This is a genomic window from uncultured Tateyamaria sp., from assembly GCF_947503415.1.
Classification (GTDB): domain Bacteria; phylum Pseudomonadota; class Alphaproteobacteria; order Rhodobacterales; family Rhodobacteraceae; genus Tateyamaria.
Window position 1 is genome coordinate 125,276 of sequence record NZ_CANNDS010000001.1, and the last position, 23,330, is coordinate 148,605.

Sequence of the window (23,330 nt, forward strand, 5' to 3'; positions counted from 1 at the left end):
AACAACAAAGCTGTTACGTGCGGGTGCGCTATTTCCGTCGCTGATGTTCATCAAGGCGCGGTAGTATTTCGACAAAGTTGCAGGGGCGGTGGCGGTAGTCGAGCTGTCGGCCCAGAATTTCGTCCCACGCGTCCTTGCACGCACCCGGACTGCCGGGCAGCGCGAACAGGTACGTGCCATTGCATACGCCCCCCGTGGCGCGGCTTTGCACAGCGCTTGTCCCGATCTTTTGCATCGAGACGATGGTGAATATGGTGCCAAACGCGTCGATTTCTTTTTCATAAACATCGCGGTGCGCTTCGACCGTGACATCTCGTCCCGTCAGACCGGTGCCGCCGGTCGAGATAACCACGTCGATCTCTGGATCATTGCACCAAGCCCGCAGTTGATCTGCGATCTGCGCGCGCTCATCGGGCAGGATTTTGCGATCCGCCAGCGCGTGCCCTGCATCCGCAATCCGTCCCACCAGAACGTCACCTGACCGGTCCTCGTCCAGACTGCGCGTGTCACTGACCGTCAGAACCGCGATACGGATGGCAATGAAATCAAGGCTTTCGTCGATACGGCTCATGTACGCTCCAGAATGGCAAGACGGGCGGCAAGGGCGGCAAAGACGCTGGCCGAGATGTAGTCAAGCAAGCGACTGCCGCGCGCCAACCGTTTACCGGCACCGCTTGCGAACACGCCCACTGCGCCGTTGATGACGAAACCGCCGAGGGCAAGCAGCGCCCCAAAGATCAGAAATTGCGGCAGGACCGGCCCGGCCTCCGGGCTGACGAATTGTGGCACAAAGGCCAGCACAAACAGGATCACCTTGGGATTGGTCAGGTTGACCATCAGCCCGGCCCGGAATGCACGGCGTGGCACCGCCGGCGCGGCACCTGGGTTGGTGCTGTGCCGCAGGGTTTGCACGGCAAGCCACAGCAGATAGGCCACGCCGATCCAACGGATCACCTCGAACGCCAGCGGCACGGCGGCCACCAGCGCGCCAAGGCCCAAACCCGCCAATCCCGTATGCACAAACGACCCCAGCGAGATACCCGCACTCGCCGCCAGCGCGGCCCGCGGACCTGCGCGCAATCCCTGCCCAAGGCAAAACATCATGTCGGCCCCGGGCGTGAGGTTCAGCGCCAACCCGGCGGGGATAAACGCAAGCAAGAGGACAGGATCAACCATCGCGCAACCGGGCCTGAAGGCTCAGCAGATCGGCCCACGCCTCGCGCTTGGCCGCCGGATTGCGCAGCAGATAGGCCGGGTGGAACATGGGCAGCGCAGGTTTGCCGCGCGCTTCGGTCCAGTCACCGCGCAGACGGGTGATGCCGCGTTTGCCCAGCAGCGCCTGACAGGAATGGTTGCCCACAACAACCAGCACATCCGGGTTCGCCAGTTCGATATGGCGATAAAGGAAGGGTTGCATCATCGCGACCTCTTCGGGCTTGGGATCGCGGTTCTGCGGCGGACGCCATGGCAGGACATTGGTGATGTAGACACTCTCGTCCCGGCTGAGGTTGATGGCGGCCAACATCTTGTCCAGAAGCTGCCCCGCCCGGCCCACAAAGGGTTTGCCCTGCATATCCTCGTCCCGACCGGGCGCTTCACCCACGATCATCACGCGGGCACCGGGGACGCCGTCCGAGAACACAAGATTGCGGGCGCCGCGTTTGAGTTCGCAGTGGTCAAAGGCGGCAAGGGCCGCGCGCAGCCCCTCAAGGTCCTGTGCCGCCGTCGCTGCCGACTGAGCAATCGCAACCGGATCAACGGCGCTCTGCGGTCCGGGCGCAGGCGCGGCTTCGGCCTTCGCCGCGGGTTTGGCCGTTTTTGGCACAGATGCAGGCACAGCATAGCGGTCCACCGGCGCATCCGCGATGCACTCGTCCGCGCCCAGCTCGATCTGCCAGGCGAGCGCCGCAAGGGCGCTGTGATACTCTGCCGATTCCATGGCCTGACCCTACCCCCCTTCGGCGCCAACCGGAACGCCCCAAACACACGTCTTGCCGGGCCGCGTGTCCGCCGCATATAAGCCCCCGAACACGCCAAGGGATGCTCATGACCTTTACCCACCGCCATCTTCTGGGGATAGAACACCTGCGCCCCGAAGAAATCGTGACCCTTCTGGACCGGGCCGAAGACTATGTGGACCTGAACCGCGCCGCCGAAAAGCATGGTGATGCGCTGGCGGGCCTGACCCAGATCAACATGTTCTTTGAAAATTCCACCCGCACGCAGGCCAGCTTTGAACTGGCAGGCAAACGGCTGGGGGCTGACGTGATGAATATGGCCATGCAGGCGTCGTCCATCACCAAGGGCGAGACGCTGATCGACACGGCCATGACGCTCAACGCCATGCACCCCGATCTGCTGGTGGTACGGCATCCGCATTCCGGTGCCGTCGACCTCTTGGCGCAAAAGGTCAATTGCGCCGTGCTGAACGCAGGCGACGGGCGGCATGAACACCCGACCCAAGCGCTGCTCGATGCCCTTACAATCCGCCGTGCCAAGGGGCGGCTTCATCGCCTGAGCATCGCCATCTGCGGCGACATTGCCCATTCCCGTGTGGCCCGGTCGAACATCATCCTTCTGGGCAAGATGGAGAACCGCATCCGCCTGATCGGCCCGCCGACCCTAATGCCCTCGGGCATTTCCGAGTTCGGGGTCGAGGTGTTCGACGACATGGCACGCGGGCTCGAAGACGTCGACGTGGTGATGATGCTGCGCCTGCAACGCGAACGCATGGATGGCGGTTTTATCCCGTCAGAACGCGAATACTATCACCGTTTTGGTCTGGATGCGGACAAGCTGGCCCATGCAAAACCCGACGCCATCGTCATGCACCCTGGCCCCATGAACCGCGGGGTGGAGATTGACGGCACATTGGCCGACGACATCAACCGGTCCGTCATTCAGGATCAGGTGGAAATGGGCGTGGCCGTCCGCATGGCCGCCATGGACCTTCTGGCGCGCAACCTGCGCGATGTGCGGGGTGCGGCATGAGCGACGACCTGACAGTGCCCCGGAATGAGCGCGGCGTGATCCGCGTCTTTGCCCTGTCGATGACAGATGACGAGGCGCGCACGCTCAAAGACGACCCGGCGTTGATCGAAGCAGCCCTTGGCACATCGGTGGATGTGGCACAAGTTGAGGTGTTTCCCATATCCGACCTCGAAGGGGTCGGATTGGTGGGCTATCTGGCCGAAGGCAACGCCGTGCCGATGGACCAACTAAATCCGGACCGGGCCAAGCTCGACAAACTGGGCGGCTGGGTCATGATCGTGTTTTCACTGGCATTCCGGGATTGCGAGACGACGCTGTCACCATCGGCGTCGCTGACGCTCATCGGCACGTATGGTGAGACACGCACCGACTGGCGGGCGACCGAAACGGTAGAGGCCGAGAGTGCGCAGCCCTATTCCGCCCCCGCCGAAACGGTAAAGAAAAAGCCATCCGATGCCGCCATGTCAGGCCGGATCGCGATGATTGCACTGCTTGTGTTGGGTCTGCTGACCTGGGCGATGATTTGGATTGGCGGATGACAGACCTTCTTTTCACAAACGCCAAGCTGCTGGACCCCGAGGGGACCGTGACCACCGGGGCGCTGGCCGTCACGGATGGCCGGATAAGCGCGATCATCACCGATGACAGTCCCCTGCCCGACGCGCGCGACACCATCGACTGCAATCGCAAGCATCTGGCCCCGGGGCTGGTCGATATCGGCGTGAAGGTCTGCGAGCCGGGTGAGCGGCACAAGGAGAGCTTTGGTTCGGCCGGGCAGGCCGCAGCCGCAGGTGGCGTGACCACCATGGTGACGCGGCCTGACACGGACCCGGCCATCGACAACCCCGAAACGCTGGAATTCGTGATCCGCCGCGCGCGTGAGGCCGCCCCCGTGAACGTCCTGCCCATGGCCGCGCTGACCAAGGGACGGCAAGGGCGCGAGATGACAGAGATCGGGTTCCTGCTGGACGCCGGGGCCGTGGCGTTCACCGATTGCGACCATGTGGTGACGGACAGCAAGGTGTTTGCCCGCGCGCTCACCTATGCCCGCAGCCTTGGCGCGCTTGTTCTGGGTCATCCGCAAGAACCGATCCTGAGCGTCGGGGCTGCCGCTACATCAGGCAAATTCGCCTCCCTGCGCGGCCTGCCCGCCGTGTCCCCTATGGCAGAACGCATGGGGCTCGACCGAGACATCGCCATGGTCGAGATGACAGGCGCGCGCTACCACGCCGACCAGATCACCGCCGCCCGCGCCTTGCCCCCGCTGGAGCGGGCCAAGGGCAATGGCTTTGACATCACTGCCGGCACATCAATACACCACCTGACGCTCAATGCGCTGGACGTGGCCGACTACCGCACCTTCTTCAAGATCAAGCCACCCTTGCGCGACGAAGAGGACCGCGTGGCCATTGCCGAAGCGGTGCAAACGGGCCTTATCGACATCATCAGCTCGATGCACACGCCGCAGGACGAAGAAAGCAAGCGCCTGCCGTTCGAGGCCGCGGCCTCCGGTGCGGTGGCGCTTGAAACGCTGCTGCCCGCTGCCATGCGCCTGTTCCATGCGGATCAAATCGACCTTCCTACCTTGTGGCGCGCCATGTCGCTGAATCCGGCCAAACGGTTGGGTCTCAATGCCGGGCGGCTTGCCATCGGTGCACCCGCTGATCTGATCCTGTTTGACCCGCACGCGCCTTTCGTGATGGACCGTGCAACACTTCAGTCCAAATCGCGCAACACCCCGTTTGACGGGGCCCGCATGCAAGGTAAGGTCCTGCAAACATTCGTGGCTGGCCACTCCGTATACAAAAGAGACTGAATGCCCCTTCTTGAAAGCACACTCGCAACGCTCGCCCTGTGGGCGGTGATCGGCTACGCCCTTGGATCGATTCCGTTTGGCATGGTGCTGGCAAAGGCCATGAACCTCGGCAACCTGCGCGAGATCGGGTCAGGCAACATCGGTGCCACCAATGTGCTGCGCACCGGCAACAAGACGGCTGCGGCGCTGACCCTGCTTTTGGATGCTGGGAAAGGGGCGGCTGCGCTTTTGTTGACGCGGGCGGTAACCGGGGCCGAGGATGCGGCACAGATTGCGGGACTCGCCGCGATGCTGGGGCATTGCTATCCCATCTGGTTGAAATTCAAGGGCGGCAAGGGTGTTGCGACATTCCTGGGCCTGCTTATTGCGCTGGCGTGGCCTGTCGGGCTGGCAGCCTGTGTGGCGTGGCTGATCGGTGCGGGCGTAACCCGGATTTCATCCATGGGTGCGATCGTGGCAGCGGCGGCCTCCACGTTTCTGATGCTGTTTCTGGGCTACCCCGAAGGTCTGTTTCTGGGCGTCATACTGACCCTGCTGATCTTCTGGCGACACCGCGAGAACATCCGCCGCATCAAGGCGGGCACGGAACCCAAGATCGGCCAGAAATCCGAGTGAGCGATTTCGCAGCGGCGCTCACAGCCCTGCCCGATGGCACATTTTTTGGCACAGCGCATGGGCGCAGATATGTGGCGACCAAGTCCAGCTATGCGAACGGCAAATCCATCAAGCTGGTGGCCGAAGAACTGGGCGGCACCGACTATATCAGCCTGAACTGGTATGATCTGGGATCAGGCGCGCGCCTCAAACCATGCGAGATGCCTGAGGCCAAAGTGCGCGCTTTTGTAGACGCGCTGGTCCCCGACGCCTAGGCTGGCAGAATGACAGACATCAACCTGCCCCTGATCTTGCTTGCCGCGCTTCTGGCTGGCGCAAGCCCCGGCCCCGCGACCCTCGCCATTGCTGGAACCTCAATGTCCTCGGGCAGGCACGCCGGTCTGGCCGTCGCCACCGGCGTGACGACGGGATCGTTCATGTGGTCGGTGTCTGCGGCCTTTGGCCTTGGGGCAATCATGCTGGCCAATGCATGGCTGTTCGAAATTGTGCGCTATGCCGGGGCCGCCTACCTGGGCTGGCTCGCCATCAAATCCGCACGCTCTTCGTGGATGGGGGCCGCATTGAAAGTGCCGCCAGTCACGTCACGGTCGATCAAGGCGCACTACGCCAAAGGCCTTGCCCTGCACCTGACCAACCCCAAGGCGATCCTGTTCTTCGGCGCGCTTTATTCCGTCGGTGTGCCACCGGGAACACCGGTCACAGCACTTTTGACGGTGATCCTCGCCGTTGGCGCACTGAGTTTCACGGTGTTCCACGGCTATGCGCTGATCTTCTCCTCCGGCCCGATGACACGCGCCTATGCCCGCGCGAAACGCGGGTTCGAAGCAGTATTTGCCATCTTTTTCGGCGCAGCGGCGCTGCGTATCCTTACAGCGCGCTTGGTCTAGGCGCATTCACAGGCGACGCAACGGCTTTCACCCGGCAAGATAGGTCCGGAACCATGCCACCATCCGCTCTTCTGCCAGAGTGGCCGCTGCCTCGTCGTAACGCGGCGTGGTATCATTGTGAAACCCGTGGTTCACGCCGGGATAAATGTGGGCCTCGTACCGCTTGTCATTCTCCTCCATCGCTTTCTGGAACGGAGGCCACATCGCGTTGATCCGCTGATCAAGGGACGCCAGCTGGATCATCAACGGCGCCTCGATCCCGGCCACCTGTTCGGCATCGGGGAAAGAGCCGTAGAACGGCACTCCGGCGGCCATTTCGGGATAGGCGGCTGCAAGCCTGCTCACCACGCCACCGCCATAGCAAAAGCCCGTGGCACCCACCTTGCCATTGGTACCCTCCAGCGCCTGCAGAAACTCAAATCCAGCAAAGAAGTCATTCAGCAACGCCCCCTGATCAAGCGTGCGCTGCATCTGGCGCCCCTCGTCATCGGTGCCCGGATACCCGCCAAGCGACGACAGACCATCGGGACCCATCGCGATGAAACCTGCCTTCGCAAGACGGCGCACCACGTCGCGGATATAGGGATTGAGGCCCCGGTTCTCGTGCACGACGAGCACGGCAGCAGGCGGGCGGTCCGGGTCAATTTCAGTTGGACGCACCAGATATGCGGTGATCTCGCCCGTGCCGTCGGGGCTTTGATAGGTGATGTCCTCGCCGACGATATCGGGGTCATCTTCCTCGACCTGTTGCGCCAGCGCATAGTTGGGCGACAGCGTGCCAAGGATGGCGGCGGCGGTCAGACCACCCACGGCCCACTTGCCGGCACGGTCGAGGAACTCGCGCTTCGTAATCTTGCCGTGCGCATAGTAGTCGTAGAGGTCCAGCAAATCCTGGTCGAAATCCGCGGCAGTCAGGCGGCGGGACGGTGTATGGCTGTTCATCTGCAATCCTCCGGTTGGACACCGGTAAGGTAGCACGGTTCACCGGCATCGCTATCCGCGATTGCGATCACATTTCATGCGGACGGTTCCAACGATCCGTCCGCCGTAGCATGTAAGCGCCACGCAGCCTCGTCGCTTCAATACGAATAGTCGGCAAACACCCGGCTGATATCGCCGTTCCAGTCGCCGTGGTAGCGGTCCAGCAACTCGTCCGCAGGGGTCTTGCCCGTCTCCACGCTTTCCTGAAGGGCATTCAGGAAATGCGTCTCGTCCGGAATCAAACCACCAGCACCGGGGCGGGCACGCGCGGCCAACCCGGCCCGCGAAATCGCAACCGCCTCGCGCGCCAGATCGTGCATTTTCACGCCGTTCACTTCGGCCTGTAGACCGTCAACGGACGCGGCCACCCGCAACCCATCGCGGGTCTCGGCATCCAACCCCTTGACCAGATCCCACGCCGCATCCAGCGCTGTCTGGTCATAGGTCAGGCCAACCCAGAACGCCGGCAAGGCACATAGACGCCGCCAAGGGCCACCATCGGCCCCGCGCATTTCAATGAACTTCTTGATCCGCGCTTCCGGGAAAGCGGTGGTCAGGTGGTCTGCCCAGTCACTCAACGTCGGAGTCTCGCCCGGCAGCGCAGGCAGCTTGCCTTGCAGGAAATCGCGGAACGACTGGCCCAGCGCATCGACATACTGCCCATCGCGATAGACAAAATACATCGGCACATCGAGCGCGTATTGCACCCAGCGTTCAAATCCGAACCCCTCTTCGAACACGAAGGGGATCATGCCGGTGCGGTCCGCGTCCAGATCGCGCCACACCCGGCTGCGCCAGGATTTGTGACCGTTCAGCTTGTTCTCGAAAAACGGTGAATTGGCGAACAGGGCCACGGCCACCGGCTGCAACGCGATGGCGACGCGCATCTTTTGCACCATGTCCGCCTCGGACCCGAAGTCGAGGTTGACCTGCACCGTACAGGTCCGCCGCATCATGGTCCGACCCATGGTGCCCACCTTGCCCATATAAGCATCCATCAGCTTATACCGGCCCTTGGGCATCAAAGGCATTTCTTCGTGGGTCCATGTGGGGGCAGCCCCCAGACCGATAAAGCCGACGCCGATTTCGTTCGCGATATCCATGACCTCGCGCAGGTGACTATTCACCTCGTCGCAGGTCTCGTGAATGGTCTCCAAAGGCGCACCGGACAGCTCCAGCGCACCGCCGGGTTCCAGTGACACATTCGCGCCGTCCTTCTCCAGCCCGATCAGCTTGCCGCCTTCGCGCACCTCTGACCACTGGTGACGGTCGCGCAGCGCGCTCAGCACGGCTTCGATGGACCGGGCGCCCTCGTATGGCAGGGGTTTCAGGGTGTCGCGACAATAGCCGAACTTCTCGTGTTCGGTGCCGATGCGCCAGTCTTCCTTGGGCTTGCACCCGTCGGCCAGATACTGGGCCAGCTGGTCGTGATGTTCGATCGGCCCGCCGCCGGACTGAGGGATGGACATGGGGGCGCTCCGATTTGCGTCTGTGTTGGGATGAAAGGGATGGTGCGAATTGGCGGAGGTGTCAATGCGCAGGGGGCGTGCGTGAGGTCACGGAGATGTGCGCATTCATGCGCATCACGCCCGGCCCTGAGGCTCCATCTGTGCCAAATTCGGTGCGCTGCGTTCCCAGATCACGACGGGCGCGTCCGGTGTGTCGCGCAATTGAGCGAGCATGCGTTCGGTCCTGAGCCCCGGCAAAGCCGAAAAGGCATCAAACAGGGCATCGGCCCCATCCGCATCCACAGGGATCATCAAAGGCGGTTGGTGCGGCTGATCAAGACGCCAGTGCGCAGGGCTTTGCGCCCCGTCAAGGGTTACCCGTTGCACTTCGCGCATCGAGACGGACCCACCATTGAGCGGACCAAAATACGTCACCTCACCCTCAACCACCTGCACGGTGCCCAATCCGCCACCCGCGCCACGAAAGCGGCCACGCTGCAGGCCCACCATGATCAGCGCACCGGCCCCGACCAACATGACCGGCGCTATGTAGCCCAGAACGCCGTGCGCCTGCGCCAACCACCAGAGCGCCAGAATGGCCAGTGCCATACCCGTCAACACTTCGCGCCAGCGCCAAAGGGCGGCCTTGGCTTCGGGTCGGAAGAACATCAGATCGCTCCTTCAATCGTCGCGGCCTTTTTGAACAGGGCAACACGGTAGGTTCCGATCTGCTCGAATCCAATGGCCCGATATGCGCGGGCGGCGTCGTCAGATGCCGCAAACAGGATGGCCCGTCCGATGCCGCGTGCGTGGGCGTCAGCCAGATGTGCTACAACGACGCGACGGCCATAGCCCTTGTTGCGCAATGCGCGAGGCACGAACACGCCCCCAACCTGCACCATGCCCGCAACTTCGGCGTTGAAGGCCGTCATGGCGACGGGCACCGCGTCCACCTCAAGCAGCCCTACAGTGTCGCCCGCGACGGCGCGCTTGGCCCGTGCAACCGCGTCCGCCCGCGTGGATAGGTCACTGTCTGACGCCCCGGTGTCGCACAGGTAGTCGAAAAACCAGTTTTCCAGCATCTCTCGGTCCGACGGCTGCGGGACACGCAGCGTGTCAAAGGGGCCGGCCAAGTCGGAAAGGTCCAACTGGAAAAGCGGTTCATCATGATCCACGGTCGTCTGAGTGTCGGCCAAACCCATGGCCGTCAGCACATGGGCGACCTGAGTTGGCAGCCCGGTCATCCCCACGACGCGCCGCCCCTGCCAGTGCGCGCGTGCCGCGGACAGATCAACCGACCCATCCGCAAGCTGCGCCATCAGATAGCCACCGTTGGTCAGACCAATCACACCATGCACCCGGTCCGCATCTTCGTGAACAAACATTTCTGTTGCGTGCGCCGCGTCTGAGGGTCCAAGCCCATGCGCCGCCAGGTTCGAGCGCAAGAACATCGAGGTCGCGGCATGGGCGGCCATAAACGTCTCGATCCGGGGCGCATCGGCAGGGGCGGCGCGCCGTAAGGCGCAGGTCTCCTGCGCCATTACCGCCAGTCCCCCAAGCGCTGCTGCCAAACGGTCAGCGCCGCCACAGCCGCCGTGTCGGCCCGCAAGATACGCTGTCCCAACTGCACAGCGTGCGCGTTCTCCATGCCATGCAACCGGGCACGCTCCTTGTCGGAAAACCCGCCCTCCGGCCCAATCAATATGGCCCAAGGCCCGGAGATGTCCGGTAAGGCGGAGGTGTCCTCCGCCCCTGCCAGTGCCTCGTCGCAGAACATCAAATGCCGGTCGCCGAGGTCCGCCAAAGCCCGCTCCAACCGCGCCATGTCAGCGACCTCAGGCACGTAGGTGCCGCCGCATTGTTCTGCCGCCTCGACGGCATGGGCCTGCAAACGATCGCGCTGTACCCGGCCTGCATTGGTGAAGTCCGTCTGCACGGGCAAAATGCGCCGCGCCCCCATCTCTGCGGCCTTTTCCACGATAAAGTCAGTACGCGCCTTCTTGATCGGGGCGAACATCAGCCACAGGTCAGGCGGCATCTGAAGGGGCCGGGTGTGCGCCGCGCACAGCAAAGTTCCCCCGCGCTTGCCCGCCTCCACCACCTCGGCCTTCCACTCTCCCTCCGTTCCGTTGAACAGCAGCACAGCCGCACCGACAGACAGGCGCATCACACCAAAAAGGTAGTGCGCCTGCTCCCGCGACAGCGGGACCGATTGCCCCTGACCCAAAGGGTGATCTACATAAAGGCGGATTTTCGCGTCACTCATGGGCCCACACATATGACCAACTCGCAGCCATCGCCAGAGGGCCAAGTGGCCGACGCCGTTTCGGGCAACTGGGTGGACACGCTGGCACCGGCCTGGACACGGGGCTACCTGCGGCTCAGCCGTGCGGACCGGCCCATCGGGACATGGCTGCTGCTGATCCCGTGCTGGTGGGGGCTGGCCCTTGCGATCCTGCATGATCAGACGCCGCGCTGGGAAGACGCGTGGATCGCCATCGGTTGTGCGATCGGCGCGTGGCTGATGCGGGGGGCGGGGTGTACGTGGAATGACATCTCTGACCGCAACTACGATGGACAGGTCGAACGGACACGGTCCCGCCCGATCCCGTCTGGGCAGGTGTCGGTGCGGGGGGCCGTCATTTGGATGTGCCTGCAAGCGCTGATCGCGTTTGGCATCCTGCTGACGTTCAACACGGCTGCAATCCTGCTGGGCATCCTCGCGCTGCTGCCGGTGGCCGTCTATCCCTTCGCCAAGCGTTTCACATGGTGGCCGCAGGTGTTTCTGGGACTGGCGTTCAATTGGGGCGCGCTGCTGGCGTGGACGGCCCATACCGGGCAACTCGAAGCGCCCGCTGTGGTGCTCTATCTGGCGGGGATCGCGTGGACCCTGTTCTACGACACGATCTATGCGCATCAGGACACCGAAGATGACGCTCTGATCGGGGTCAAATCGACGGCGCGGCTCTTTGGCGAAAACACCGGCCCGTGGTTGCGCCGCTTCCTGATGGCGACTGTGGGGCTTATGGGGATCGCCGTGGTCTTTGCCGCCATCGACGAGGCCAATGTGCTTGCCATGGTCCTTGCGCTGGGAGGGCCATGGGCCATGGGCTGGCATATGGCGTGGCAGCTGCGGGGACTGGATATCGAGGATGCCAACAAGTGCCTGCAGCTCTTTCGGGCCAACCGCGACACTGGCATCATTCCGCTGGTCTTTTTCTGCGCTGCACTTCTGGTATGATTGAACCCCACTCGCAACGCGCGTAGACCGGACCGCGCGACGAGGCTTAGCAAAGGTTTGCCGATGATGCGTCAGTCATCCCTGTTGATCATCGTGTCCACGTTTGCCGTGGCCGCCGTTCTGGCGTTGGTCACGGCCAACCTGTCGGTCCAGTTGATCGAGGAAAGCTCGGAAATCGGCGTACGTGATGCGCTGGACGAGGAAGGGCTGACATGGGCCGAGGTGGAAGCGGACGGTCTGCAAGTGACCCTTGCCGGCATCGCTCCCACCGAAGCGATCCGCTTTGCGGCACTGTCAACGGCGGGCAGCATCGTTGATGCGGCGCGTGTCATTGATGACATGCAGGTCGAAGCCGCCGCCGCCATCGCGCCACCGCGCTTTTCGGCTGAGCTGCTGCGCAACGACGCAGGATTTTCGATCATCGGCCTGATCCCGACATCGACCGACCGGGACGGCGTCATCGACCAGATCACGGCCATTGCCGATGACTTGCCTGTCACCGACCTGATCGAAGTGGCGAACTACCCGGCGCCGGACGGATGGGAAGACGCGCTTGGCTTTGCGCTGGCCGCGATGGAGCGGTTGCCACGGGCCAAAGTCTCCGTTGTTGCGGGTCGTGTGTCGATCACAGCGATCACTGACAGCTCCGACGAAAAAACGCAGCTCGAAACGCTGCTGAACCGCGCCGCACCGCCCGGCCTGCGCGTGGCGCTCAATATCGCGGCACCACGCCCGGTGATCACCCCATTCACCTTGCGTCTGGTCATGGACGAAAACGGCACGCGCTTTGATGCGTGCTCGGCGGACACCGAAGCTGCGCGGGGCCGCATCGTGGATGCTGCCTTTGCCGCTGGCCTGACGGGGCCAGGGACATGCACCGTGGGCATGGGCGTCCCGACCCCCAGCTGGAGTGTCGCAGTCGAGCAGGCCATCGCTGCCCTGTCGGAACTTGGCGCCGGGTCTGTGACCTTTTCGGATGCCGACATTACACTGATTGCGGCCGAAGGCACCGCCCAGTCCGACTTTGACCGCGTAGTCGGCGAGTTGGAAAACCAGCTGCCAGAGGTGTTTGCCCTTTACGCCAAACTGCCGGAAACCGTGGACCCAAATCAGGGACCACAGGAATTCGTGGCAACGCTCAGCCCCGAAGGGCTGGTACAGCTGCGCGGTCGTATCTCGGACGAAAACCTGCGCGCTTTGGTCGACAGTTACGCACAGGCCGCTTTCGGCTCCAACAGCGTGTATACGGCGACACGCATCGTGGATGATCTGCCTGCCACATGGCCCGTCCGCGTTCTGACCGGGCTGGAAGCCCTCTCGCAGCTGTCAAACGGAGCAGTGACCGTAACACCCGACACGTTGACGGTGTCTGGCAATACGGGCAACCCAAAGGCCAGCACCAACATCGCCACGCTCCTCGCCTCAAAACTGGGAGAAGCGGAAGAGTTCGACATTCGCGTCACCTATCAGGAAAAACTCGATCCCATCGCGGCACTTCCCACACCGGATGAATGCGAATCCGAAATTGCGACAATTCTGGCCAGTTCAAAGATCACCTTCGAACCGGGCAGTGCCACAATCGACGCGGGCGCACTTGGCACGATGGACGATATTTCGGAAATCTTGCGCCAGTGCGGCGACTTGCGTCTGGAAATCCAGGGACACACGGACAGCCAGGGCCGCGAAGAGATGAACCTGAACCTGAGCCAGGCGCGTGCACAATCCGTTCTAAACGAATTGCGCGCACGCCGCGTTCTGACCGCCACCTATTCGGCAAAAGGCTACGGCGAAACGGACCCCATCGCTGAAAACGACACCGAAGCGGGGCGCGAAGCCAACCGGCGCATCGAATTCAAGCTGATCCGCCCCACCCCTTCTGCACCAGAAGGCGAAACAACGCTGGAAACCCTCGCCGGAACAGGCGATACAGAGGCGGGCACAGCGGACAGCGCCGAAGGACAGGAAGATGAGCAGAACTGAGTTTGTCATTGCGACAGCCATCATTCTTTTCATTGCGTTCTGTTTGGGGTGGTTCGCGAATTGGCTGATCCACCGCTTTACGCGTGTGGCCGCGGGCGACGTGGCTGAACTGGACCGAATGAGCCAGGAATTGCACGAGGCCGAAGAAACCCGCGATCAGGCCATCACCTATCTGCAGCAGCGCGAGGCCGAACTGACCAACCAACTGGCCCAGACCGAAGCCGAGTTGCGCGCGGCCATGGACGGGCTGCGCGATGCCCGGCACGAGGCGGAAGAGCTGCGCGCCTGGATCGATCGGCAACAAGCAAGCTGACCTGACGGGCGGGGCGGATCAAGATCCGCCTTACCACCGGCACTCTACTCTCCCGTAAGGCGGATCTTGATCCGCCCTGACTGCCCTGTCCGTGAGGACCCGCTTCGCTCTCAGATCTGCCGTTCTGTTGCGTCGCTCGCTGCTTCTCCGCACGTTGCGTTAATCGGTGCCAAAGCGTGCGTTGGGGGTGCACAGGGGGTGTACGCAGGGTGCACGGGGGATGACACCCTGCAAATGGGCCGTTCAGCTATATGAACAAGGGGGGAATCACCCACTCTGAATCCTGACCGGTGCACCGCGTCACCAACGGCCAAGCGCGTCCTCGTCCTCGTCCCGGGCAGCGACCCAGTCGGCCCCATCCGCAGTCACTTCCCGCTTCCAGAACGGTGCACGCGACTTCAGATAATCCATCAGGTACTCCGCCGCCTCGAACGCATCCTTGCGATGCCGCGCGGCGGTGGCAACCATCATGATCATGTCGCCCACTTCAAGCCGTCCATGACGGTGAATGACCAGCGCATCCTCCAGCGACCACCGGCTGATCGCTTGCTCGGCAATCTCCGTCAGGGCAGCTTCGGTCATGCCGGGGTAATGCTCGATTTCCATGGCTTGCAGCCCGCCATCGACATCACGCACGATGCCGGTAAAGGTCACGACAGCGCCCGACACGGCACGCCCTTCGGCAAAGCCTGCGGCTTCGGTTCCAAGGTCGAACGGCGCATCCTGAACGACGATCCGCATCGCCCTAACCGCCTGTCATAGGTGGAAAAAATGCCACTTCCCGCACACCGGACAGAGGTGCATCAAAATCCGTCAATTGCTGGTCCACCGCGACGCGCAAAGCGCTGATATCGGCAAAAGCAGCGGCGTAGCGCTCCTCGCGTCCGCGCAGTTCCTCGACCAGATCCATCACAGTCCCGGCTTGCGTGTCGACCGCTTCCTGCGGGATCCCGATCCGTTCGCGGACCCATGCGAAATAGAGCACATCCATCGTCATCACCCTTTCAAGTACGGCATGGCCTTACGGAAGTAATCCCAGCCCGTAATGAAGGTAAGCGCGGCCGCGATCCACAACAACCACAGGCCAATGCGGCCTGACCAATCCGCCCCCGCCAGTTTCCAGCCAAGCCCCTGCAGGTCCGGCTCGTCCCCGTTCAGAATGGCACTGACCATCTGCTCATCCATGCCCCAGATCGACATTCCAAAGTAGTGCTCAAACACGCCTTGGGAAAACAGCACGGCAATGGCGATCATCTGCAAAGTCGTCTTCCACTTGGCAAGTTGCGTCACCTTCAATGTCCCCGCCGTGTCCCCAAGAAACTCCCGCAGGCCCGAGACAAAAACCTCTCGAAACAAGATCATAGTGGCCGGCAGAACCAACCACGGGGACCAACTGGAAAAGCCGATAATGACCATCAGTGCGATCACCACCATCGCCTTGTCCGCGATGGGATCAAGCATGGTGCCCAGCTTGGTTTGCTGCCCCCAGGCACGCGCCAGATAGCCGTCAAACCAATCGGTAATGGCCGCCCCCACGAACAGGATCACGGCCAGAATATCGGCATAAGGCCGCGTAAAATACAGAAACATTACCGCGACCAAAGGGGCCGCAATCAGCCGCAGGGTCGTCAGGATGTTGGGTACGTTCCAGATCATGCTCAATCTCTAGCGTGCTGACGGGACAAGCGAAAGGCGCGGGTCACTGATCATGGAAAAAGTCATAGACCTTTTGCGCCAACCCCTCTGACACACCGTCCACCGCCTTGAGGTCGGCAAGGTTCGCGCGGGCCACCGCCTTGGCCGATCCGAAATGGGCCAGCAGGGCGCGTTTGCGCGCCGCTCCGACGCCGGGAACATCATCAAGCGGGTTTTTCATGTTCGACTTGGCGCGCTTGGCGCGGTGCGTGCCGATGGCAAAGCGGTGCGCCTCGTCGCGCATACGCTGCACGAAATAGAGAACCGGATCATTGTGGCGCAAAGCAAAGGGGTGCTGGCCGATGCGGTGAAACTCTTCCTTGCCCGCATCACGATCCACGCCCTTGGCGACACCGACCATCGGAATATCCTCAACCCCGTGTTCACGCATGATCTCGGCCACGGCACTCACCTGCCCCGCACCACCGTCGATCAGCAACAAGTCCGGCCACATGCCCTTGGTCCGGTCCGGGTCTTCGCTCAGCAAGCGCTTGAACCGGCGGTGCAACACTTCCTTCATCATGCCGAAGTCATCGCCGGGGGTCAGGTCATCGCCTTTGATATTGAACTTGCGGTAGCTGTTTTTCATGAACCCGTCAGGACCCGCGACGATCATGCCGCCAACAGCATTGGTGCCCTGAATGTGCGAGTTGTCGTATACCTCGATCCGGGCAGGCGGTTCGGGCAACTCGAAGGCCTCTGCCAGACCCCGCAGCAATTTCGCTTGCGTCGCACTTTCGGCCATCTTGCGTGCCAAGCTCTCCCGCGCATTGCGCAGCGCTGAATCCACCAACTCGGCCTTTTCGCCGCGCTGTGGCACCAGCAGTTCAACCTTGCGCCCAAGTTTCTGGCTCAACGCTTCGGCCATGAGGTCGGGGTTTTCGATTTCATTCGACAGGATCAACTGGCGGGGTGGTTCCTTGGTATCGTAGAACTGCCCCAGAAAGGCCTCCAGCACTTCGGCGGCGTCCACGTCCGCCCCAACACGCGGATAAAAATCGCGGTTGCCCCAGTTCTGGTTTGCACGGATGAAAAACACCTGCACACAGGCCTGCCCCTGTTCCATATGCAGAGCCACGATATCAGCCTCGGTTACACCGCGCGGGTTGATACCCTGCGCCGTCTGCACCTGCGTCATCGCCCGAATACGGTCCCGCAGCGCCGCTGCACGCTCGAACTCCATGTCTTCGGATGCTTGCTGCATCTGTCCAGCAAGCTTTGCCTGGATGTCAGTGCTCTTGCCGGTCAGAAAGCGTTCCGCGTCTTTGACCGACTGCGCATAATCCGTTTCCGAGATCAGTCCGACACACGGACCGGAGCACCGTTTGATTTGGTACAAAAGGCAGGGCCGTGTCCGGCTGTCGAACATCGAATCCGCGCAGTTCCGCAACAGGAAAACCTTTTGCAGTTGGTTCAGCGTCCGGTTCACGGCGCCCGCACTTGCAAAGGGGCCGTAATAGGACCCTTTCTGCTTTTTGGCGCCGCGGTGCTTCTTGATCTGAGCAAAGGCGTGGTCACCGGTCACGAGTATGTTCGGAAAGCTTTTATCGTCGCGCAGCAGCACATTGAATTTTGGTTTGAGCTGCTTGATCAAGTTCTGTTCAAGCAGCAATGCCTCCGTCTCGGTCCGGGTGGTCAGGAACATCATCGATGCCGTCATCGAGATCATGCGCGCAATGCGCCCCGAATGCCCCGATGGCCGCGCGTAGTTCGACACCCGCGCCCGTAAGTTCCGTGCCTTTCCCACATACAGCACCCGGCTTTCGCGATCGAGCATCCGATACACGCCCGGCGAGTTGTCGAGTGTCTTGAGATACCCTTGAACTACCTCGTGCCCGACGGGCGCGAGATGCTCAATCTCAGGCTGTGGAGGAGGGTCCGGATTCACCATGCGATTCGTGCTGTCTTTCATGTTTTGGCTGCACTGATTTGACCATGTGATCAAGCATACTTGCTTCCACGGTTCCTGTGGATAAGTGTGCGGGTAACTTCTGGCCGTTGGGAATTTTCCTTTGTTTTTTCGGGCCTTCGCTAAAATGCCTAATTTTTAGGCACATACGCAACTCTTTGTTTTTACATGTTATTTTATTAAGAGCGCAACAAGTTACTGAAAACACATGGCTTTTGTTAACAGATCTGTAACTTCCATTAACGCGGTGCAAAACTCACCTTACGTCACCTATTCAACGCCGACCACGTCGGGTGTTTCCCACGCAAGATGCTGCCCACCGTCAACGCATAGAAGTTGCCCCGTGACGCCTGGCGAATCGAGGAAATAGCCAAGTGCTGCGACAATGTCCGCCGGGTTCGATCCGCGCTCCAGAACAGTTGCTTCGCGCTGCTTGGCGAAGTGTTCTGCGCTTTGTCGGCCACCCTGCAAAGTGGGCCCCGGACCAATCGCATTGACCCTGATCACGGGAGCCAGACCGCGCGCGCTGGTTTGCGTCAAAGCCCACAGCCCCATCTTGGCCAACGTGTAGGTCATGAACTCGGGCGTCAGCTTGCGTACGCGTTGGTCAACCATGTTCAGGATCAGGCCGGATGCCACTGGTTCGCCCATATCGTCCTGCGTTGGTTCAAGTCCTTGCGCGGCCATCCCTTGCGTCAGCACAAATGGCGCCCGTAGATTGCTGTCCATGTGCCGATCCCAGCTATCACGCGTGGCCGATTCAACCGTATCATATTCAAAGATGCTGGCGTTGTTCACCAGACAGGTGATCGGACCGCCCAGGGCCTCTACGGCTTGCCCGAACAAGGCTTGGGTATCATCCTCGTTCGTGAGGTCGGCTTGCAATGCGACACCCTGTTGTCCTTTGGCCTCGACCTGCGCGACCGTATCACGTGCACCTTTGTCCGAACTGGCGTAGTGAACTGCCACGTCATAGCCACGTCCAGCCAAGTACACAGCCATCGCCTGGCCCAATCGGTGCCCTGCCCCTGTTACAAGCGCGCGTGTCATCGCACCCTCCCTCTTTTCTAATTCAGCTTAGTACGATGGCCAGATAGAGCAGATACAGGCCGGTCAAGATCACACCCCATACCCGCGTAATGTCACGACGCATGTAGACGAAGGGCACCAGCAGGATCGACGCGCCCAGCATGACCCAAAGATCAAACTTCAGGAATTCCGCATCCACGGGGATGGGACCAACGAGGCTGGCGATACCGATGATGGCCAGCAGGTTGAACATGTTTGAACCGATGACATTGCCAAGCGCCACGTCGGCCTGACGGCGCAACGCAGCCATGACGGTTGTTGCAAGCTCGGGCAGCGATGTTCCGACAGCAACAAGGGTCAAGCCAATGACCGTGTCGCTGACGTCATACATCTTTGCAATGACGGTGGCGTTTTCGACAAGCAGGTTCGCACCAAGCGGCAGCCCGACAAGGCCAAGCACAAGAAACACTGCGATGCGCCACCCCGGCAGATCGGGATCGACACCTTCGATCTCTTCCTCTTCTGCTGTGCCGGCCGCACAGGCTGCGCGATGCCCCTTTGCCTCCCGCGCTGCATCAAAAAGAACAAACGCAAGAGCGGCCAGAAGGACGACTGCCGCAATCCAGTCAAACACGCCCCGAAAGGCCAGCGCGATGAATAGAACCGAGGCCGCGATCATGAAATTAAATGTTTTCTTGGTCTCGCATTCGGAGGTGTTCATGACAGCAAGAAGCGCGGGTATACCCAGCACCAGCAATATGTTGGCCGTATTTGATCCAACGACATTGCCGATCGCAATGCCCGGCGCGTCGTCCAAGACAGCCTGGATCGCAATCAACAGTTCGGGAGCGGATGTTCCAAAGGCAACAATGGTGAGGCTGACAATGAGCGCTGGAATACCCAACCGCAACGACAGGTTAACCGCGCCCTTGACCAATGAGTCGCCGGCCAGAAGCAGGATGATCAAGCCAAGCCCACTCAGCAACCATGGCATTGCGACGTCCATCAGGTACCACCCCGCCCGCACGCGCATTTACCTTTGCCAATCCGGTATCGTCCGCACTTGCACTTCGCCGACGCCAGGCGTTTACCGCCTATCCAGTGCAGCTTGCCAAACATGGCCAGCACCGCGATGAAGGCGAGAAACAGCAGGACGATTTTGGACAACATGGGTTACAGTCCAAACCGGGCGTAGGCCGCGCGCTCTTCAATCGACGACACGGCGTCGTCCATCAACTGAGCGCCAAAGCGAGACAGAAAGGGGCGCCGAACGCCATAGCGCCGGAACTTCACCTTGTCACCAAAACGGTCTTGCATCATCGGCTTAAGATGACCGATCCCATCGATGAGACCAAGTGCCTTGGCCTTTTCGGCCAGCCATATCTCTCCGGTAAACAGCTCTGTTTCCGTATCCAGTTTACCCGCACGCCGTGCCTGCACGTGGTCGATGAAATTGGTGTGAATGTCGTTCAACAGGCGCTTGAGGCGTTCCACGTCTTCGGGCTTTTCGGGCCGGAACGGATCCATCATGCTCTTGGACTTGCCCGCGGTATAAACGCGGCGCTCAACCCCGTGTTTGGTAAGGAACTCATGCGCGCCAAAGCTGGCGGATATTACGCCGATCGACCCCAGAACAGATGATGGATCAGCATAGATTTCGTCTGCCGCAGCCGCCAACCAATAGCCACCTGATGCAGCCACGTCTTCGACAAAGGCGATGACGGGCACCTCGTGTTCTGCCGCCAGACGACGAATTCGGGCGCCAATCAAAGACGATTGTACCGGACTTCCCCCGGGGGAGTTGACCTCGAGCGCGACGGCTACGGGCTTGCCGCGGGTAAACGCCTTGTCGATTGCACCGGCTAAAGCCTGGTCATTCAGCGTGCCACGCGATCCTCCGGCAATGACCCCTTGCAGACGCACAATGGCGACCGTCGGGTCGGATTTCATGAAGGGGATCCAGCGTTTCATCTCAGCCCATGTAGATTGCAGCCCCGCACAGAACAAGGCCAGCGCGCAAAGGAGTTGTGCGCCGTTACGTTATTGCCGAATGCGCCATCCGGTTTTGAAGATCCACCAAACAGCCCCGAGGCACAAAGCGGTAAAGAGCGCGATGGCCATCAAGGACGTGCCAATCGAGACATCGGAAATGCCAAAAAATGCCCAGCGGAAGCCCGAGATGAGGTAGACCACCGGATTGAACATTGAGATCGTCTGCCACACCGGCGGCAGCATTGAGATTGAGTAGAACGAGCCACCAAGAAAGACCAGTGGCGTCACGATCAGCAAAGGCACCAATTGCAACTGTTCGAAATTGCCCGCCCAAATACCGATGATAAAGCCCAGAAGGGCGAAGCTGATGCAGGTCAGCACCAGAAAAGCGATCATTGCCAATGGGTTCTGGATCTGAATATCAACAAAGAAGAATGAGGTCGTCAGGATGATCACGCCGATGAACATGGCCTTGGTCGCAGCCGCGCCCACGTAGCCCATCACGATCTCCAGAAAGTTCACGGGTGCTGACAACAGCTCGTAGATTGTGCCAATGAACTTGGGAAAATAGATGCCAAACGACGCGTTCGAGATGCTTTGGGTCATCACTGTCAGCATAATCAGACCCGGTACGATAAAAGCACCATAGCTGACCCCTTCGACCTCTTGGATACGGCTGCCGATGGCCGCGCCGAACACTACGAAGTACAGCGATGTGGACAAAACGGGCGAGATCAGGGACTGCGCCATGGTCCGGAAAAAGCGCGCCATTTCAAAAACATATATTGCACGGATAGCAGTCCAGTTCATTGGGCCGCCTCCGGTTCGTGAACCAGCGACACAAAGATGTCCTCAAGGCTCGATTGCCGTGTGACGACATCCTTGAGCTGTAATCCCGCCTTTTGCAGGTCAGTCAGCAACTTGGTGATCCCGGTACGTTCCGCGTTGACGTCGTAACTGTAGATCAGTGTGCGTCCCTCGTCGCCAAGGGCGAGGTCGTAGCCTGCCAATACGTCGGGCACTGCATCCAGTTGCGTCGTCAGCTGCACATCCAGTTGCTTTTTGCCCATGCGGGCCATCAGGGTGTCCTTGTCCTCGACCAACAGGATTTCGCCCTTGCTGATCACACCCACACGGTCAGCGATGGCTTCGGCCTCTTCGATGTAGTGGGTGGTGAGGATGGTCGTCACGCCATCCGCCCGCAATTGTTCGACGATTTCCCACATATCCTTGCGAAGTTCGACGTCCACACCGGCGGTCGGTTCGTCCAGAAACAGTACACGCGGTTCGTGGGCCAGCGCCTTGGCGATCAGCACACGTCGTTTCATACCGCCGGACAACTCTCGGATTTGACTGTCCTTCTTGTCCCAAAGTGACAGGCGTTTCAGCAAGTCCTCCACCGCGCTGTCCTTGCGCCCCTTTCCGAACAGGCCGCGCGAGAAACGCACAGTGTTGATGACCTTTTCGAACGGCTCCAACGCGATTTCCTGTGGGACCAGACCGATGAGGCGGCGGGCTTGGCGGTAGTCGGTCAGGATGTCATGCCCCGCGACTGTAACAGACCCCGACGTCGGCATCGTGATGCCGCAAACTGTTGATATCAGGGTTGTTTTGCCAGCGCCATTGGGACCAAGCAACGCAATGATCTCACCCTCGTCGATGTCGAGGTTGACGTCCTTCAACGCTTCAAATCCACCTGCATAGGCTTTGCGCAGATTGCGAATACTCAGAATGGCGGCCATGTATGCTCCGGCTGGTTCACGTGGGTCACAGGTACGCCGCGCAGTTTCGTTGGGCCAGCGCGTGGGCGCACAAACGTATGTGCGGACCTACTCTTTACCAGTGAGACGACCCAACCAGCCCTTCTTGGGGCCAGCTTCGCCATCCGCCTCTGTCTCTTCACGGTCAGCAGGTCCTTCAAGCGTTTCCTGCAGGTTGGAAAAGAACTGGTCAGCCATTTTCTTGGCGAACCCGTCGATGATGCGACTTCCCAACTGGGCCAGTTTACCACCCACCTTCGCCTCGACATCGTAGCTGAGCTCGGTACCGCCATCGACGGCGGCCATCCGCACTTCGGCACCACCCTTGGCGAAGCCAGCAGCGCCGCCCTTGCCTTCTCCGGTGATAACAAGGCTTTGATTTTCAACCATTTCCGACAGTGTAACGATACCCTTGAACGTCGCCTTGACCGGGCCAACCTTCTGGGTCACCGCCGCTTCGAACCCCTCTTCGGGTGTGCCGGTGACCTCGGTCGCCCCGGGCACGCAGGCCTTGAGCACATCGGGGTTGAGGAGGGCGGCATAGACATCGGCCGGTGGGGCCGCGATCTGGCGAGTGTCGGACATTTGCATGGTGAGCCTCCCTTGGTCTTTTGCCTCTGATACCTCAACCGGCACGTTCGCGCCATGCGCTTTCCACGTGACAGATGCGACG

The 23,330-nt window shown here is 61.0% G+C and carries 27 protein-coding genes and 1 pseudogene; 9 read left to right on the top strand and 19 right to left on the bottom strand.

Annotation, left to right across the window (positions count from 1 at the left end; genetic code table 11):
* Positions 1–28: 28 nt before the first annotated feature.
* From moaB to Q1A32_RS00690, 3 genes are read right to left on the bottom strand one after another with little or no spacing between them, the layout of a single operon-like run.
* Positions 29–571 carry a molybdenum cofactor biosynthesis protein B gene (gene moaB / locus Q1A32_RS00680; protein WP_299614339.1) on the bottom strand — a complete coding sequence of 181 codons (543 nt, stop codon included), beginning with the start codon at positions 569–571 and terminating at the stop codon, positions 29–31.
* Positions 568–1,176 (bottom strand): LysE family translocator, encoded by a 609-nt coding sequence (locus tag Q1A32_RS00685; RefSeq protein ID WP_299648136.1) that lies wholly within the window; start codon positions 1,174–1,176, stop codon positions 568–570. Before Q1A32_RS00685 ends, moaB begins: the two co-directional genes overlap by 4 nt.
* Positions 1,169–1,939, bottom strand: coding sequence for a uracil-DNA glycosylase family protein (locus Q1A32_RS00690; protein WP_299648139.1), 771 nt, complete (start codon positions 1,937–1,939; stop codon positions 1,169–1,171). The genes Q1A32_RS00685 and Q1A32_RS00690 overlap by 8 nt, the downstream gene beginning before the upstream one ends.
* Before the next feature lie 107 nt (positions 1,940–2,046).
* Here Q1A32_RS00690 and Q1A32_RS00695 point away from each other — a divergent pair, with 107 nt between their 5' ends.
* Genes Q1A32_RS00695 through Q1A32_RS00720 form a run of 6 tightly spaced genes read left to right on the top strand, consistent with a single transcriptional unit; the run spans position 2,047 to position 6,309 of the window.
* Entirely contained in the window at positions 2,047–2,991 is a 945-nt protein-coding gene (locus Q1A32_RS00695; protein WP_299648142.1) for an aspartate carbamoyltransferase catalytic subunit, read from the top strand.
* Positions 2,988–3,530 carry a hypothetical protein gene (locus Q1A32_RS00700; RefSeq protein ID WP_299648145.1) on the top strand — a complete coding sequence of 181 codons (543 nt, stop codon included), beginning with the start codon at positions 2,988–2,990 and terminating at the stop codon, positions 3,528–3,530. The genes Q1A32_RS00695 and Q1A32_RS00700 overlap by 4 nt, the downstream gene beginning before the upstream one ends.
* On the top strand, positions 3,527–4,807 hold the full coding sequence (pyrC, locus tag Q1A32_RS00705; protein ID WP_299610543.1) for a dihydroorotase: 1,281 nt from the start codon (positions 3,527–3,529) through the stop codon (positions 4,805–4,807). Before Q1A32_RS00700 ends, pyrC begins: the two co-directional genes overlap by 4 nt.
* Positions 4,808–5,422, top strand: a complete 615-nt coding sequence (gene plsY / locus Q1A32_RS00710; protein ID WP_299648148.1) for a glycerol-3-phosphate 1-O-acyltransferase PlsY — start codon at positions 4,808–4,810, stop codon at positions 5,420–5,422.
* Positions 5,419–5,676 (top strand): hypothetical protein, encoded by a 258-nt coding sequence (locus Q1A32_RS00715; RefSeq protein ID WP_299614331.1) that lies wholly within the window; start codon positions 5,419–5,421, stop codon positions 5,674–5,676. The genes plsY and Q1A32_RS00715 overlap by 4 nt, the downstream gene beginning before the upstream one ends.
* 9 nt (positions 5,677–5,685) lie before the next feature.
* Complete coding sequence (locus tag Q1A32_RS00720) at positions 5,686–6,309, top strand: LysE family translocator (protein WP_299648152.1); 624 nt, start codon at positions 5,686–5,688, stop codon at positions 6,307–6,309.
* A gap of 27 nt (positions 6,310–6,336) precedes the next feature.
* Here the strand turns inward: Q1A32_RS00720 and yghX are convergent, their stop codons facing one another.
* The 5 genes from yghX to Q1A32_RS00745 form a co-directional block, all read right to left on the bottom strand.
* Complete coding sequence (yghX, locus tag Q1A32_RS00725; protein ID WP_299648155.1) at positions 6,337–7,251, bottom strand: YghX family hydrolase; 915 nt, start codon at positions 7,249–7,251, stop codon at positions 6,337–6,339.
* A 137-nt stretch (positions 7,252–7,388) separates the two neighbouring features.
* Positions 7,389–8,759: a glutamate--cysteine ligase gene (locus Q1A32_RS00730; RefSeq protein ID WP_299648158.1), complete on the bottom strand. Its 1,371-nt coding sequence runs from the start codon at positions 8,757–8,759 to the stop codon at positions 7,389–7,391.
* A gap of 114 nt (positions 8,760–8,873) precedes the next feature.
* Positions 8,874–9,410: a hypothetical protein gene (locus Q1A32_RS00735; RefSeq protein ID WP_299652708.1), complete on the bottom strand. Its 537-nt coding sequence runs from the start codon at positions 9,408–9,410 to the stop codon at positions 8,874–8,876.
* Positions 9,407–10,279 (bottom strand): GNAT family N-acetyltransferase, encoded by an 873-nt coding sequence (locus tag Q1A32_RS00740; protein ID WP_299648161.1) that lies wholly within the window; start codon positions 10,277–10,279, stop codon positions 9,407–9,409. Before Q1A32_RS00740 ends, Q1A32_RS00735 begins: the two co-directional genes overlap by 4 nt.
* The gene (locus tag Q1A32_RS00745; protein ID WP_299648163.1) at positions 10,279–11,004 is read right to left on the bottom strand and encodes a 16S rRNA (uracil(1498)-N(3))-methyltransferase; all 726 of its coding nucleotides are present in this window, start codon (positions 11,002–11,004) and stop codon (positions 10,279–10,281) included. Before Q1A32_RS00745 ends, Q1A32_RS00740 begins: the two co-directional genes overlap by 1 nt.
* Positions 11,005–11,016: 12 nt before the next feature.
* On the opposite strand from Q1A32_RS00745, the gene ubiA reads away from it, so the two are divergent.
* The 3 genes from ubiA (at position 11,017) to Q1A32_RS00760 (ending at position 14,272) form a co-directional block, all read left to right on the top strand.
* Positions 11,017–11,979, top strand: coding sequence for a 4-hydroxybenzoate octaprenyltransferase (gene ubiA / locus Q1A32_RS00750; protein WP_299648167.1), 963 nt, complete (start codon positions 11,017–11,019; stop codon positions 11,977–11,979).
* A 66-nt stretch (positions 11,980–12,045) separates the two neighbouring features.
* Complete coding sequence (locus Q1A32_RS00755; protein WP_299652711.1) at positions 12,046–13,959, top strand: OmpA family protein; 1,914 nt, start codon at positions 12,046–12,048, stop codon at positions 13,957–13,959.
* Positions 13,946–14,272 (top strand): hypothetical protein, encoded by a 327-nt coding sequence (locus Q1A32_RS00760; protein ID WP_299648170.1) that lies wholly within the window; start codon positions 13,946–13,948, stop codon positions 14,270–14,272. Before Q1A32_RS00755 ends, Q1A32_RS00760 begins: the two co-directional genes overlap by 14 nt.
* 300 nt (positions 14,273–14,572) lie before the next feature.
* Here Q1A32_RS00760 and Q1A32_RS00765 read toward each other — a convergent pair whose 3' ends face one another.
* The 11 genes and pseudogenes from Q1A32_RS00765 to Q1A32_RS00815 all read right to left on the bottom strand — a co-directional run bounded on the left by Q1A32_RS00765 (position 14,573) and on the right by Q1A32_RS00815 (position 23,248).
* Positions 14,573–15,013: a molybdenum cofactor biosynthesis protein MoaE gene (locus Q1A32_RS00765; RefSeq protein ID WP_299648173.1), complete on the bottom strand. Its 441-nt coding sequence runs from the start codon at positions 15,011–15,013 to the stop codon at positions 14,573–14,575.
* A gap of 4 nt (positions 15,014–15,017) precedes the next feature.
* Entirely contained in the window at positions 15,018–15,263 is a 246-nt protein-coding gene (gene moaD / locus Q1A32_RS00770; protein ID WP_299648176.1) for a molybdopterin converting factor subunit 1, read from the bottom strand.
* Between the two features lie 5 nt (positions 15,264–15,268).
* Entirely contained in the window at positions 15,269–15,928 is a 660-nt protein-coding gene (gene pgsA / locus Q1A32_RS00775) for a CDP-diacylglycerol--glycerol-3-phosphate 3-phosphatidyltransferase (protein ID WP_299610520.1), read from the bottom strand.
* Between the two features lie 43 nt (positions 15,929–15,971).
* Positions 15,972–17,858, bottom strand: a complete 1,887-nt coding sequence (uvrC, locus tag Q1A32_RS00780; protein ID WP_299652714.1) for an excinuclease ABC subunit UvrC — start codon at positions 17,856–17,858, stop codon at positions 15,972–15,974.
* Between the two features lie 288 nt (positions 17,859–18,146).
* Positions 18,147–18,932 (bottom strand): annotated as a pseudogene (locus Q1A32_RS00785) (SDR family oxidoreductase); the annotation flags it as partial.
* A gap of 16 nt (positions 18,933–18,948) precedes the next feature.
* The gene (locus Q1A32_RS00790; RefSeq protein WP_299652717.1) at positions 18,949–19,899 is read right to left on the bottom strand and encodes a calcium/sodium antiporter; all 951 of its coding nucleotides are present in this window, start codon (positions 19,897–19,899) and stop codon (positions 18,949–18,951) included.
* Between the two features lie 11 nt (positions 19,900–19,910).
* Positions 19,911–20,075, bottom strand: coding sequence for a hypothetical protein (locus tag Q1A32_RS00795; RefSeq protein ID WP_299648179.1), 165 nt, complete (start codon positions 20,073–20,075; stop codon positions 19,911–19,913).
* Positions 20,076–20,078: 3 nt separating this feature from the next.
* The gene (locus Q1A32_RS00800) at positions 20,079–20,876 is read right to left on the bottom strand and encodes a S49 family peptidase (RefSeq protein ID WP_299648182.1); all 798 of its coding nucleotides are present in this window, start codon (positions 20,874–20,876) and stop codon (positions 20,079–20,081) included.
* Positions 20,877–20,945: 69 nt separating this feature from the next.
* Positions 20,946–21,707, bottom strand: coding sequence for an ABC transporter permease (locus Q1A32_RS00805; RefSeq protein ID WP_299648185.1), 762 nt, complete (start codon positions 21,705–21,707; stop codon positions 20,946–20,948).
* Entirely contained in the window at positions 21,704–22,639 is a 936-nt protein-coding gene (locus tag Q1A32_RS00810) for an ABC transporter ATP-binding protein (protein WP_299648188.1), read from the bottom strand. The genes Q1A32_RS00805 and Q1A32_RS00810 overlap by 4 nt, the downstream gene beginning before the upstream one ends.
* Before the next feature lie 87 nt (positions 22,640–22,726).
* Positions 22,727–23,248 carry a CoxG family protein gene (locus Q1A32_RS00815; protein WP_299648191.1) on the bottom strand — a complete coding sequence of 174 codons (522 nt, stop codon included), beginning with the start codon at positions 23,246–23,248 and terminating at the stop codon, positions 22,727–22,729.
* Between the last annotated feature and the right edge of the window lie 82 nt (positions 23,249–23,330).